Genomic DNA, 13,021 nt, shown 5'->3' with positions numbered 1-13,021 from the left:
CGATCAGTCTTCTGCGGTCGCGCTGTGACAGCCGGCGCGAATGTGTGCACGCATGATGGCCTCCACCCACTCGGCGTCCTCGCATTCCAACGCGTCGACGATCTCGAGGTGATGTGCTGCGCTGCGCGAGATCTCCTTGGCGCTGTACTTGCGAAAAGTTCGCGCTGCAACAAGAGGTTTCAGCAACGCGATGGCCATCTCCGCCATTCGCGCGTTCGGACACTTCGACAGCACGGCGGTGTGGAAGGCGTTGTTCAGACGCGCGATCTCCGGCAGGTCCTCGGCCTCGACGACGATGTCGTGCATCCGCTGCGCCGTATGACGTAGCTCCGCCAGTTCCTCGACCGAGAAATGGCCCGTGGCAAGCTTGGCGGCGTGCGGTTCCAGGAGCGACCGAGACGAGTAGATCGCCTCGACCGTCTCGCGGGTGAACTCGGTGACCCTGGCCCCCTTGTTCTTCTCCACCGTGACCACGCCCGTGGTGGCCAGAGTGAGAAGCGCTTCACGCACCGGAGTCCGGCTGACGCCGAGCCGCCCGGCGAGTTCGGCCTCGTTCAGCTTCTCGCCCGGGCTGTACAGACCCGAGACGAGCAGGTCCAGGATCTTGTCGCTCAGCTCGGACACTGTGTGTGCCCGGCCGTCGGAGGTGTTCTCACACGGGCCATTGTGCATCAGCGAGCTGTTGCCTGGTGCCACCTCGGGAGACGAACGAGTACGACGGCGTTCCGGTGAACCTCTCACCGGCCCGCACCATTGCCAGATAGGCATCGAGGTCGATGCCCGTCTCGATCCCGAGCGAATCCAACAGCGCCACCACGTCCTCCATCGGGACGTTGCCCAGAACGGACGGGTCGCCGGGAAACCACATGTCTCCGCCGAGGCCCCCGAAGGACGCCTCGATCCAATCCGCTCCCGCAGACAGGCTCGCCAACGCGTTGACGGTGCCGAAGCCGTTGCGGTTGTGCAGATGAACCCCCACCGGGATCCCGGGGTGACGGCCCTTGACGCGTCGAACACCGTCGTAGAACTCGTTGGGAGTTTCCACCCCGCTCGTGCCCGCCAGGTACAAGGAGTCCGCTCCGGCATCGACCACGCGCTCGATCACCGCATCGAGTTGGGCAGCGTCGACCGCGCCGCGGCACGGAGCGAAGAAGGCGGTCGCCACGGCCGCGCTGACTTTCTTTCCCGAGCGATGGCCCTGGTCGACGATCGCAGTGAAATCGTGCAGCAACTGCTCGGGCGTCGAATTCTGGTTCTTCGCGGCCATCTCGCGATCGACCGGGATGATCGCGCCGATTTCCTCGATCTGAGTGTCGCAGGCCCGTTGTGCGCCGCGAACATTGGGTACCAGCGCCTTGTAGTGGACGCCGTCTCGTCGCGGTGCCTGCTCGACGATGCGTTCGGCATCGCTGAACTGCGGCAACACTTTCGGGTGCGCGAAGGACGTGATCTCGACGGTGGTCACACCGGAATCGACGATTCGGTGCAGCAGCTCGAGTTTGTGGTCGGTGTCCACGAACTGCGATACCGCCTGCAGGCCGTCTCGTAGGCCGACCTCGACCAATCTCGCGCTCGTGGGCAGCCCGCCGAACACCATCAGATGGTCCCCGCGGCACGGAAGCCGTCGATGGCCTCGCGCGTGAATTCGCCGACGGTGCTGAGGATTTCGTCGGTGTGCTCGCTGAGCTTCGGGCCTGGCCAGCGCACCGACCCGTCGGTACGACTGAGCCGGGGGAACGTGTTCTGCATCGGCACCTCGCCCAGGGTCGGATGCGGGGTGGTGATGATGGATTTGCGGGCGATGAACTGCTCGTCGCCCAACATGTCCTCGGGTCGGTAGATCTTGCCGACCGGAACCGAATGCGCGAGCAGCAGCTCTTCGAGTGCACGCGCATCGTGCTCGATGGTGAACTTCCCGACCATCGCGTCGAGTTGTTCCTGCCGCTCTCCACGCGCACCGTGCGTGCTGAACTGCGGGTCGGTGGCCAACTCCGGCATACCCATCGCCTCGGCGAGACGTGCGAACACCGTGTTCTGGTTGGCTGCGATCAGGACCCATCCGCCGTCCGCGGTGGGGTAGACGTTGCTGGGTGCGACATTCGGCAGAATGGCACCGCTGCGTTCGCGCTGATAGCCCGAGATGACCCACTCCGGCACAATCGATTCCATGATGCCGAGTACGGCCTCGTAGATGGCCGAATCCACCACTTGTCCACGGCCACTGCGGGTTCGTTCGTACACCGCACCGAGTGTCCCGATGGCGGCGAACACCGCAGCCAGGGTGTCACCGATCGAGATTCCGACCCGTGACGGCGGCGTCGAGGGATCTCCCACCACGTAGCGCAGTCCGCCCATCGCCTCACCGATCGAGCCGTAGCCGGCGCGCGAGGAGTACGGGCCGCTCTGACCGAATCCCGAGACCCGAGCCAGCACCAGACCCGGGTTGTCGGCCGAGAGCGTGTCGTAGTCCATCCCCCACCGCTCCAAGGTTCCCGGGCGAAAATTCTCGACGACGATGTCGGACCGCGAGATCAACGTCCGCGCGATGCCCTGCCCCTCGGGGGTGCGCAGGTCGACCGTCACCGATTTCTTGTTGCGACCGACGACCGACCACCACAGCGATTCGCCCTGCGGACGCGTCCGACCCCATTCACGCAATGGGTCTCCGGTTCCCGGCTGCTCGAGCTTGATCACCTCGGCACCGAGATCGCCGAGAATCTGCCCGCAGAACGGCCCGGCGATCAGCTGACCCATCTCGATGACGCGCAGGCCCTCGAGGGGGCCGGTTGACGCCGGCCGAGGTGTACTCGTCTCATCCGTGGCTCGATCGTCGACAGTCACAGCTTCTCCTCTATTGCATGCAATCAATGTTTCATTCCAGGCTCTGGCCCAGTTCTACCAGCAATCGGTGTTCTTTTGCATACAATCAGGTTGACGTAGTGATCCGCAACACATACCGTTGCGGCAGCCCGATCCCCCATCGCGCACCGAGATTTCAGGAGAGTTCGTTGACGTCAACCCGCCCGACCGAATCCGAAGTCGACACCCAGGACGGTGAACGCGCGTCGGACATGAATTCGACCCTCGGTTTGCCGATGCGCTGGTTCGTGCCCATGGCGCTGGCGATCGTCGTGCTGGCGTACCTGTTCACCCCCGCGAAGGGAATGACGGCGGGCTTCGCCACCACGATGGCCCTCGGTGGCCTGCTGATGGTGATCGGTAACGCGATCCCGTGGTTCAACCGCATCGGCGGTGGCGTCATCCTCGCCATCCTGGTTCCGGCCGTGCTGTTCAGCTACGACCTGATGCCCGAGCGCACCGCTACGGCGATCGACGACTTCTACACCCTGTCGGCGTTCGGTGAATTCGTCGTCGCCGCATTGATAGTCGGCAGCATCCTCGGAATGGACCGCTCTCTGCTGATCAAGGCCGGTTCGCGCATCATCGTGCCGATCGTGGCCACCATCGCGGTGTGTTTCGCACTGTTCGGATTCATCGGGTATCTCACCGGATACGGACTCGGCAAGATGTTGTTCTACGTCGTCGGGCCCGTTCTCGGTGGAGGCGTTGCGGCAGGGGCCATTCCGATCTCCGAGATCATCGCGCAGAACACCGGCGGAGCCTCGACCGACTACCTGTCGATGCTCGTGCCCGCAGTCGTCGTGGCCAACACCGTCTGCATCGTCGTGGCGGGTGCGCTGGCGTGGCTCGGCAGGCGAAAGCCGAACCTGTTCCCCCGCTTCAACGGCAACGGCGAACTTGCCGTCACGAAGTCGAAGATGATCGTGCCGGTGGGCAGAGCAGTGTCCTCGGCAGACGCCGTTCGCAGCTCCATCATCGGATTGTTCACTGCCGGAATGCTGTTCATGATCGCCGACGCCATGTCGTTCTACCTCCCCTCGATCCACAGCTACGTCTTCCTGATCGTGTTGTGCGCCATCGCGAAAATCTTCCTGCCCATCCCGGACTTCCTGGTCCAGGGTGCGGACATCTGGTACAAACTCGTCGCAAGCGCCTTCATCCCGGCCATCCTGGTGGCAGTGAGCATCGTGGCGATCGACTTCAAGCAGGTGCTGACCCTGCTCAACGATCCCGTGTACATGTTCTCCACCATCGCAGTCGTTTTCGTCGCCCTGTTCGCCGCCGGATTCGTGGGATGGCTGGTACATCTGCACTTCATCGAATCGGCCATCTCGGGCGGACTCGGTCTGGCCGACTTCGGCTCGAGCGGCGACCTGGCCGTACTGGGTGCCGCGAATCGACTGGAACTGCTTCCCTTCCTGTCCATCTCGTCACGCATCGGTGGCGGACTGGTGGTGTTGACTCTGTCGATCCTGGGGCCTCTCGTGCTGTGACGCGGACCTGACCCACCGGCCGATGCCGAGCGGTATGGAACAACGTTCCAGTTGTGGCAGGATCTGGCCATGACGAACACGAAGCCGACATCAGCTCGACGTTCGGATGCCCTGTCGAAAGAGCGCATCGTGACGGTGGCGATCGAGATGCTCGATGAGGGCGGAACCGACGCGTTGACGTTCCGCACGCTGGCCGCACGTTTGTCGACAGGCCCCGGAGCGCTGTACCACCACCTCGGCAACAGAGACGATCTGCTGGCGGCAGCGGCCGAAACCGTCATGGCATCGGCCTTCGAATCATCGTCGGAGAACGGTGCGGCAGAACATGATGTTCGAGGCCTGATGATGAGAGTGTTCGACGTGATCACCACTCGCCCATGGGTGGCAACGCAACTCGCCGCAGCTCCCTGGCAGCCGGCCGTCTTGCATCTGTTCGACCGCATCGGAACCGAACTCGACGCACGCGGAGTTCCGAACGATGCGCAGTTCGACGCCGCATCCGTCCTTCTGTACCACGCTATCGGGGTTGCGAGTCAGCGCGATGCCGGGAGGGAACTGGCCGCCACGGTGACGGACCGCGCGGCATTTCTCGACTCCACGCGCACAGCAGTGACGGACACCGGCGACTATCCGTTCCTGACCCGGATCGCGTCGCAGTTCGCACGCCACGACGACCGCGAGCAGTTCCAGGCCGGAGTCGACATCATCCTGGCCGGCATCGACCGAGGTTGAACCGACCGCCAGCCCACACCCCCGCTTGACAGGCTTGGAACAGTGTTCCATTCTTGGTTGGAACGGCGTTCCAACAACGAGCGGAGACAGTCATGGGTTCATCCATCTCGATCATCGGTGCAGGCCTCGGCGGCCTGGTGCTGGCACGGGTTCTGCACGTGCACGGAATCGCCGCCACGGTGTACGAGGCCGACGCCACGCCTGACGTGCGCACACAAGGCGGGCAGCTCGACATCCACGAGCACGACGGGCAAGTCGCCCTGGCCGCAGCCGGGCTCACCGAGCAGTTTCGGGCCATCATTCACGAGGGAGGCGAAGCGACTCGCGTACTACGCCCGAACGGCGAGGCTCTGTTCGACGAATCCGACGACGGCACCGGGGGTCGACCGGAGGTGCTGCGCGGCGACCTGCGACGCATTCTGCTCGACTCACTGCCCGCCGACACCGTTCAGTGGGGACACAAGCTCGCCTCCGTGCGCCCACTGGGCAATGGGCAACACGACATCGAGTTCGAGAACGGAACCACCACGGTCAGTGATCTGCTCGTCGGCGCCGACGGCGCGTGGTCACGAGTCCGATCTCTGCTCTCCGCCGCCGTGCCCGAATATGTGGGCACGGTCTTCATCGAGACCTACCTGCACGACGTCGATGCACGTCACCCCGCCACCGCCCGGGCAGTCGGTGGTGGCGCAATGTTCGCCCTCAGCCCGGGTAAGGGAATCACCGTGCACCGAGAGGTCGGCGGCATCCTGCACACCTACGTTCAGCTCAACCGCAGCCCCGAGTGGATCGACTCGATCGACTTCGCCGACGCCGCTTCCGCCAAAGCAACGATCGCAGCCGAGTTCGACGGGTGGGCAACGGAATTGACGGCGTTGATCACCGACGGGGAGACCGCGCTGGTTCCCCGCAGGATCTTCACGCTGCCCAACGACCACCACTGGGATCACACATCGGGAGTGACACTCCTGGGCGACGCCGCACACCTGATGCCGCCATCCGGCGACGGCGCGAATCTGGCGATGTTCGACGGTGCCGAACTCGCTCGCGCGATCGCCGATCACCGCGGCGACCTCGACACAGCTCTGTCGGTCTTCGAGAAGGCCATGTTCACCCGAAGTGAAGCGGTGGCCGTCCAGGCACACGAAACGCTCGACCTGTGTCTCGGGGAACGATCCCCGTTCGGGCTGATCGACCTGATCACCGGCGTCACCACCGGCAGCTCCGGTGATCGCCTCGCGCAGTAGCGCATTCGCTGTCCGCCGCGATGTCGAGTGCGAGGGTGGGACCCGACCGCCTCCTTGTCGGTCATGATGTACCGGTGCCGACTACCGATCCGTTCCATGCCCTCGTTCTGATGAACGCAGTGTTCGCCTCTGCCGCATGGAGTCTCGCCAAGCCCTCGTGGCCCGCAGCGATATCGCTGGTTGTCGCCTCCATCCTGTGGTTGTTCTTCAACGCCCCCATCGAAGGCGCAGTGTTGTACGTGGTCGACGCGGACAGAGGGTTGACCGAATCCGACTTTCTCACTGTTGCCGGGGTGATCCTGGCTGGGGTGACTGTTGCCAGAGTCCGTCGCGGCCGGCGACCGGGCGTCGACTCCTGAGCTGGTACCTCGTCGGTCAGATGTAGTCCTGTAGATGGATGCGCAGTCGAGTACCCGGTGATTGACTCTTCCCCGTGAGTCGTCCGATGAGTGTGTCCGTCACCCGAAGTCGCTGGTCGATCGTCGTATTGGCATGCGGCGGGGCGGCGTTGGTGGCCGCGTTCGTACTCGGCCCAGCTGCGTTGCTGCGCGGACGCTATCCGCAGTTCCAGGATCGATCCGTCATGAGTGAGCTGCTCGGCCGCGGCTTGGTCGAGTACTGGGGCAGCGGCGTCCGCACCTATCCGCCCGGCTTGGCGGAGATGGTGGACTACTGGTTCGAGTGGCACGCGATCAAGATCGTCATCTCGATGCTGCTGACCGTGGTTCTGGGTCTGCTCGCGGCGACTCTGTGGCGGCGATCTCTGACGGCAGGCGTAGGTTACGTGCTCACTGCGGCCACTACGACTGTGCTGTCGTTGTTTTCGGTGTTCGTGGCTGTGCTCAACATCCAGTCGACGGTCGCACCCGTGATCGCCCTGCTTCCGATGCTCTCCGCTGACAATGCGGACGGGCGAGCGGCGCAGTCTCTGATCGAGAACGGCGTGCAGAGCGGAGACACCAGGCCGCCTCTGCTCGAGTTGCTCACACAGGCCGAGCACTACAACTGGGCGGTGATCGTCGCTACCGCCGTCGTGATCGCGGTCGTCGCCACCGGAACCGTCATCGCCTTCCGACGCTACGGATCGACGGACGGTGCTCACCGCCGAATGTTCGTCATCCTCGGATCACTTGGTGCAGTGATGACGATCGCGATGGCGCTGCTGTTCGTCGCGGCCGTTGTTGCCGTCGTCGATCCTGGAGCAGCCCTGCTCGGCGCGGTCGGTTTCTGACTCTATTGCCGGCTGCGATCGCGGGCACGGGCACGGAATTGGCCGAGTGCGAGGACGATCAACGCGACCCCCAACAGGGTGAGGGGAATGTGGGCGAGGGGAGCGTAGATGTCGAGTACGACGAGCTGCCAAACCACCCACCCGATGGTCACCAGCCCCACGCACGCGACGTACACCGCCGCTTCGGACGCATCGACGAGCACCGCGGCCACGCAGATCAACGGCCCGAGGCCGAGAAAGAACAGCACGAACAACCCGGATACGCGGTAGTCCCAGGTGTGCCACGAAGGGAGCATTCCGACGTCTAACCCGAGCGACCGCCCACTGGGGTCGGAGGTCAAGGACAGTCCGTTGAACATCCCGGCTGCACCGAGCACGATCAGCAATGCCACCGTCGAGAGCTTGTTCACGGTGGCGTCATGAGTTGGTCGTCCTTCGGTCGTGGCCGCCGCACCCCGGCGTAGCTGTTGATCCTGCCAGAAGGAGGCCGCTCGGTCTTGTTCTATCCGAGAAAGCACTATGCGAGACTCAGCGTATGAGCATCAAGCTCGAAAACGTCGGCATCGCCGTCCGCGACATCGAAGCCACGATCGACTTCTTCACCGAGCTCGGCCTCACGGTCCTCGGCCGCGACACGGTCAGCGGTGAGTGGGCGGACACCGCCGTCGGTCTCGACGGCAACCACGCCAAGATCGCAGTGCTGCAAACCCCGGACGGCCTCGGCCGTATCGAGCTTTTCGAGTACATCCACCCCGACGCCATCGAGACGACGCCGACGCTGCCCAACGAGATCGGCATGCACCGCATCGCGTTCTCGGTCGACGACATCGACGCCGCTCTGGCGATTGCAGCCCGCCACGGTTACTTACCCCTGCGAGGCGTGGCTAATTACGAGGGCGTCTACAAGCTCACCTACCTCCGCGGGCCGAGCGACATTCTTCTGATGTTCGCGCAATCGCTTTCGACTCCCGAAAGCTAGGTCACCGCGTTGGCGGCTCGAACAACCGCGTCGAGGGTGGCGATACCGTGTCACACAGGACTGAGTCGTGCTCGCAGCAAACAGAATTCGTTACCTTCAGGATCGGCGAGCACGTGCCACGACTCCTGGCCGGTCTGACCGATGTCCACTCGTCGTGCGCCGAGCGCGAGAAGTCGTTCCAATTCGGCGTCCTGATCCCGATCGGTTGCGCTGACGTCGATATGCAAGCGAGGCTTCGCCTTTTCGGGATTCTCGTTACGACTGAGGATGATGGTCGGCTGCGACCCTCCGAACCCGTCGCGCGCACCGATCTCCACGGAACCGTCGTCCTCCCTGTCCAATACGACGAAGTCCAACACCTCACACCAGAACGTGGCCAAGGCCTCCGGATCGCGACAATCGAGCACGAGTTCACTGATTCGACATGCCATGGAGCGAATCTACACCTGGCTCAGGGTCGAAAAGTGCGTTGACGGCCGACCTCCTCCGAACACCTCTGTTCTCATCGGAATTGCCCAGGTATGCGCCCTTGACGGCCGAACACGCTACCGATCCCGCGCCAACCGCGGCAGATCCCGACGGGCGGACAAGAACGACGAGAAGGATGCGCAAGCCGTGGAGCAGGGTCGCAAACTGCGGGAGGAACACAACCCGGAACAGTGAGCTCAGCGAAAGAGCTAGACTTCCCGACGCCGTGCCCAACCACCTTTGGAGTCTCCACATGCCCCAGCTGAAGACCGTCAGCGAATTCACCGGCAAGTGGTTCGCCCTGATCGTCGTGGCCGCAGGAGCGCTGGCCCTGATCACTCCCGACACGTTCAGCGGCGGCACACCGGCCGTTCCGTGGCTGCTGTCGATCATCATGCTCGGCATGGGAATGACGTTGCGGCTCTCCGACTTCGCTGTCGTCGCCCGGCGACCGTGGGCTCTGTTGCTCGGGGTCGCCGCGCAGTTCATCGCGATGCCGCTCCTCGGACTCGGCATTGCCAACGCACTCGGACTGTCGGCGGCACTGACCGCAGGCATGGTGTTGGTCGGCTCCGCACCGGGCGGTACCGCATCCAACGTGATGGTCTATCTGGCCAAAGGCGATACCGCACTGTCGGTGGCGATGACGTCGGTGTCCACCCTGCTCGCACCGATACTCACGCCGCTGCTGGTGCTCTGGCTCGCCGGTGAGTATCTGCCGGTCGACGCCGGTGGACTGTTCGTCTCGATCCTGCAGATCGTGCTGGTACCAGTTGTGCTGGGAGTTGTTCTGCGCCTGCTGTTTCCGGCGATCATCGACCGCATGCTCGATGCTCTGCCGTTGATCTCGGTCGCCGGAATCACCGCCGTCGTCGTTCTCGTCGTGGCTGCCAGTGCACCCACACTGCTCTCGATCGGAGCACTCATCGTCGTGGCCGTGGTTCTGCACAATTCGCTCGGACTCGCGGTGGGGTACGGCATCGGCAAGGCGTGCGGACTCGATGTCGCCAGCCGACGCGCGATCAGCATCGAGGTGGGTATGCAGAACTCCGGCCTGGCCGCAGCACTCGCGTCGGTCCATTTCAGTCCCGCGGCAGCTCTGCCCGCGGCCATCTTCTCCGTGTGGCACAACGTCTCCGGCTCACTTCTGGCCAGCTACTGGTCCAGGCGATCGATCGAACCGCGGCCGACCGAGCGCACGCCGGAACCGACACGTACGACGACCGAGTAGAACCCGCACGCTGGATTTCGACACAGAATCCGGTGCAGCTGACCGCGCTGAGCGCGGTCGGCTGCACCGGATTTTTCGGTTCTGCTCCGCACCGTCCTTGCGTTATCTGCATTCATTATGCAATATATGCATTACGCTCAGTGTCCGCCGAGCTCGACGTCGAGGAGGCCCCATGATCACAGTGACCAGCGCCGCGGGTGGTGTCGGACGCTTGCTCGTTCGACAGCTCGCTGCGCAGAACGTGCCGGTCCGGGCGGTGGTCAAGAACACGACGCAAGCCGAGACCACCCGCGGCGACGGAGCCACCGAGGTCGTCGTGGGTGATCTCCGATCTCAGGACACGCTCCATACCGCCCTGGCAGGGACCGACGTCATCTACCACGCTGCACCGACGCAGATCATCGACGAGAAGCCGATCATCGATCACCTGATCGCAGTGGGACCGGCAAGCGGATTACAGCACATAGTTTTTCATTCCGTGATCCATCCGAACCTGCACCAACTGACGCACCATCACCAGAAGGACATCGCCGAAGGGATGCTGCGCGACAGCGGAATTCCCACTACGGTGCTCAGGCCGTCGCACTACATGCAGAACTACTTGGAAGTGTGGGAATTTCTGCAGGCCGGAGTGATGCCCTACCCGGTTTCTCCGGACAGCGTCATGGGCGTTGTCGACGTAGCCGACGTGGCCGAAGCCGCCGCGAACATCCTGATCGACCCATCGCCGCACAAGGGTCGCGTCTACGACCTGTCCACCGTGGAACTCACGCGTCACGAGATGGCAGAGATCTGGTCCGATGTGCTCGGCCACAAGGTGACTGCTCTTCGAATCCCGCCGTCGTCGCTGACGAACTCACTGACGGTGCTGCCTGCGCTTGCCCCGGTCATCGGACATGCGTTGGTCTCGACCAAACTGAAATCCATCGGCCACCTCGTTCGTGGTGCCAAGGCTGCGTCCAACCCGCGTGACATGAAGAACTGGCCCGCCGACGCACGCACGGCGTACCGAACGATGATGACCCACTACGACGGCTACGGCCTACCGGCAGGAGACCTGAAGGTTCTTCCGACGCTGCTCGGCCGTGCTCCCACATCGTACGAACAGTTCGCACGGCGTTCGGCCGCTGAGCTCGGGCGGTCGGACCGATGATCCGCCGAGGGCCCCACTACCGTCCCGGCCGGTCGTTGGTCACCGGCGCGAGTTCCGGAATCGGTGCCGAATTCGCCCGAGCGCTGGCGGCACGAGGATCCGATCTCGTACTCGTCGCACGACGAGAAGAGCGACTGACCGCTCTCGCGGAGGAGCTCGAGCAGAAGCACGGAATCCGTTGCCGCACAGTGGCCTGGGACCTGTCGGAAAAGTCGAGCGGACGCCGACTGCGTGAGCTGGTGCCCGAGCGGATCGATCTCGTCGTCAACAATGCAGGGTTCGCCGTACAGGGACCGTTCGCAGACGGCGATGCCGACGACTTCGAGCGCCTCGTCGCCGTAGACATTCGCGCGGTCGTCGACATCTGTTCGGCGTTCCTGCCGGACATGATCGACCGCAGGGACGGGACCATCGTCAACGTGACCAGCACGACTGCGTTCCAGCCCGTTCCGTCGCTCGCGGTGTATGCGGCCGCCAAAGCATTCGTTCTGAGCTTCAGCCAGTCCCTGTGGTACGAGTCTGCCAAGAACGGAGTCAGGGTGTTCGCACTCAATCCCGGGCCGACCCGCACCGAATTCTTCGATGTCATCGGAGACTCCGCCGCAGCGACCGGTACCTACCAAACACCGAACGAAGTCGTGGACACTGCCATGCGCGCACTCGACGCCAGAAGATCTCGGCCGCAGGTGATCTCGGGCCGACGAAATACCGCTCAGGCCATCGCGGCGGGTCTGGTCCCCGCGCGAATTCTGTTGCCCGCCCTCGCGCGCATGCTTCACTAGTACGGTTCCGAACGCGGCGTTCTCCCGACTCCCCCACCGAAATGTAGTGTCACGAACATGGCCAGGGTCTCCAGATTCACACTCGCCGATCGGCAGGAAGCGGTCGCGCGCGCCTTCGGCGGTGCCGAAAGCCCAGCGAGCGTGGCGACCTCGCTGGGTATCCACACCACCACGCTCTATCGCTGGGCCGGATCGTCGACCACCGACGAGCCCGGGCCCGCAGCGGCCCGACTGATCGAGGCCACCCAGGAGCTGTTGCGTCACGCCGACTACTCGGACATCACGATCGAAAGCGTTGCTGCCCGATGCGGTCTCGCACCGAGAACGGCGTTCCACCACTTCCCCACCAAACGTGAGCTGTTCCAGGCGGCGGTCGACGACGCCGCCACCGTACTGATCGGCCGCATTCACGAGGGCTCGATCGCCGCGACGTGGCCCGACTCGCCACTCGAGCAATTGCAGACGTTTCTTCACATCGCGGCAGCGAGCATCTACGACACCCCGCGTACCCATGTGCTGTTCCGCAATCTCGGAGTACCGAGATCCGAGGGCTCGGCAGAACGCTGGCACGACAGCTTCGTCGATGCGATCGCACAACTACTGAGGGCCGCGGCGGAAGCACGACAGATTCGCAGCGACACGGACATCGTCGCGACCGCACACCTCCTCACCGGCACCATGCGAGGGATTCACACAGCAGTATTCGAGGGCACGGACGCTGCCACCGCATTGAGTCTCGTCGACAGGGTTCACCTGTTGGTCCCACCGCGCTGACATCAAGTACGAGTCGAATACCTGAGCACAACAACGGAATTACGGTTCGGTGAAGGGCCGGTCGCACTA

At 63.7% G+C, this 13,021-nt stretch carries 15 protein-coding genes; 10 read left to right on the top strand and 5 right to left on the bottom strand.

The window, feature by feature from the left end; all coding sequences use genetic code 11:
* Positions 1-3: 3 nt before the first annotated feature.
* From CH276_RS04450 to CH276_RS04440, 3 genes are read right to left on the bottom strand one after another with little or no spacing between them, the layout of a single operon-like run.
* Positions 4-624 carry a GntR family transcriptional regulator gene (locus CH276_RS04450; protein ID WP_094630473.1) on the bottom strand — a complete coding sequence of 207 codons (621 nt, stop codon included), beginning with the start codon at positions 622-624 and terminating at the stop codon, positions 4-6.
* A 28-nt stretch (positions 625-652) separates the two neighbouring features.
* Positions 653-1,597 (bottom strand): pyruvate carboxyltransferase, encoded by a 945-nt coding sequence (locus tag CH276_RS04445; protein WP_094630474.1) that lies wholly within the window; start codon positions 1,595-1,597, stop codon positions 653-655.
* Positions 1,597-2,841, bottom strand: coding sequence for a CaiB/BaiF CoA transferase family protein (locus tag CH276_RS04440; RefSeq protein WP_045197130.1), 1,245 nt, complete (start codon positions 2,839-2,841; stop codon positions 1,597-1,599). The genes CH276_RS04445 and CH276_RS04440 overlap by 1 nt, the downstream gene beginning before the upstream one ends.
* Before the next feature lie 167 nt (positions 2,842-3,008).
* Here CH276_RS04440 and CH276_RS04435 point away from each other — a divergent pair, with 167 nt between their 5' ends.
* From CH276_RS04435 to CH276_RS04415, 5 genes are all read left to right on the top strand, one after another.
* Positions 3,009-4,355, top strand: coding sequence for a 2-hydroxycarboxylate transporter family protein (locus tag CH276_RS04435; protein ID WP_254924195.1), 1,347 nt, complete (start codon positions 3,009-3,011; stop codon positions 4,353-4,355).
* 69 nt (positions 4,356-4,424) lie between these two features.
* A complete protein-coding gene (locus CH276_RS04430) occupies positions 4,425-5,087 on the top strand; it encodes a TetR/AcrR family transcriptional regulator (RefSeq protein WP_094630662.1) in 663 nt (220 codons plus the stop codon).
* 92 nt (positions 5,088-5,179) lie between these two features.
* On the top strand, positions 5,180-6,334 hold the full coding sequence (locus tag CH276_RS04425) for an FAD-dependent oxidoreductase (RefSeq protein WP_094630475.1): 1,155 nt from the start codon (positions 5,180-5,182) through the stop codon (positions 6,332-6,334).
* A 74-nt stretch (positions 6,335-6,408) separates the two neighbouring features.
* Positions 6,409-6,693, top strand: coding sequence for a hypothetical protein (locus tag CH276_RS04420; protein ID WP_094630476.1), 285 nt, complete (start codon positions 6,409-6,411; stop codon positions 6,691-6,693).
* A gap of 86 nt (positions 6,694-6,779) precedes the next feature.
* Positions 6,780-7,565: a hypothetical protein gene (locus tag CH276_RS04415; protein WP_141214660.1), complete on the top strand. Its 786-nt coding sequence runs from the start codon at positions 6,780-6,782 to the stop codon at positions 7,563-7,565.
* 2 nt (positions 7,566-7,567) lie between these two features.
* Here CH276_RS04415 and CH276_RS04410 read toward each other — a convergent pair whose 3' ends face one another.
* On the bottom strand, positions 7,568-7,975 hold the full coding sequence (locus CH276_RS04410; protein ID WP_032396566.1) for a hypothetical protein: 408 nt from the start codon (positions 7,973-7,975) through the stop codon (positions 7,568-7,570).
* A gap of 125 nt (positions 7,976-8,100) precedes the next feature.
* Here CH276_RS04410 and CH276_RS04405 point away from each other — a divergent pair, with 125 nt between their 5' ends.
* Positions 8,101-8,544, top strand: coding sequence for a VOC family protein (locus CH276_RS04405; protein ID WP_094630478.1), 444 nt, complete (start codon positions 8,101-8,103; stop codon positions 8,542-8,544).
* A gap of 50 nt (positions 8,545-8,594) precedes the next feature.
* On the opposite strand, the gene CH276_RS04400 is transcribed toward CH276_RS04405, so the two are convergent.
* Positions 8,595-8,975: a VOC family protein gene (locus tag CH276_RS04400; RefSeq protein WP_094630479.1), complete on the bottom strand. Its 381-nt coding sequence runs from the start codon at positions 8,973-8,975 to the stop codon at positions 8,595-8,597.
* Between the two features lie 290 nt (positions 8,976-9,265).
* Between CH276_RS04400 and CH276_RS04390 the strand changes: the two genes are divergently transcribed.
* From CH276_RS04390 to CH276_RS04375, 4 genes are all read left to right on the top strand, one after another.
* Entirely contained in the window at positions 9,266-10,243 is a 978-nt protein-coding gene (locus CH276_RS04390) for a bile acid:sodium symporter family protein (RefSeq protein WP_094630481.1), read from the top strand.
* Positions 10,244-10,415: 172 nt separating this feature from the next.
* Positions 10,416-11,396, top strand: coding sequence for an NmrA family NAD(P)-binding protein (locus tag CH276_RS04385; protein WP_094630482.1), 981 nt, complete (start codon positions 10,416-10,418; stop codon positions 11,394-11,396).
* Positions 11,393-12,178 carry an SDR family NAD(P)-dependent oxidoreductase gene (locus CH276_RS04380; RefSeq protein WP_094630483.1) on the top strand — a complete coding sequence of 262 codons (786 nt, stop codon included), beginning with the start codon at positions 11,393-11,395 and terminating at the stop codon, positions 12,176-12,178. Before CH276_RS04385 ends, CH276_RS04380 begins: the two co-directional genes overlap by 4 nt.
* A gap of 57 nt (positions 12,179-12,235) precedes the next feature.
* Positions 12,236-12,952 (top strand): TetR family transcriptional regulator, encoded by a 717-nt coding sequence (locus CH276_RS04375; RefSeq protein ID WP_094630484.1) that lies wholly within the window; start codon positions 12,236-12,238, stop codon positions 12,950-12,952.
* Positions 12,953-13,021: the final 69 nt, after the last annotated feature.

The organism is Rhodococcus sp. 06-470-2 (assembly GCF_002258235.1).
In the GTDB taxonomy this organism is placed as follows: domain Bacteria; phylum Actinomycetota; class Actinomycetes; order Mycobacteriales; family Mycobacteriaceae; genus Rhodococcoides.
Note: the sequence above shows the minus strand (reverse complement) of the source record. Positions and strands in the feature narration are given on the sequence as shown.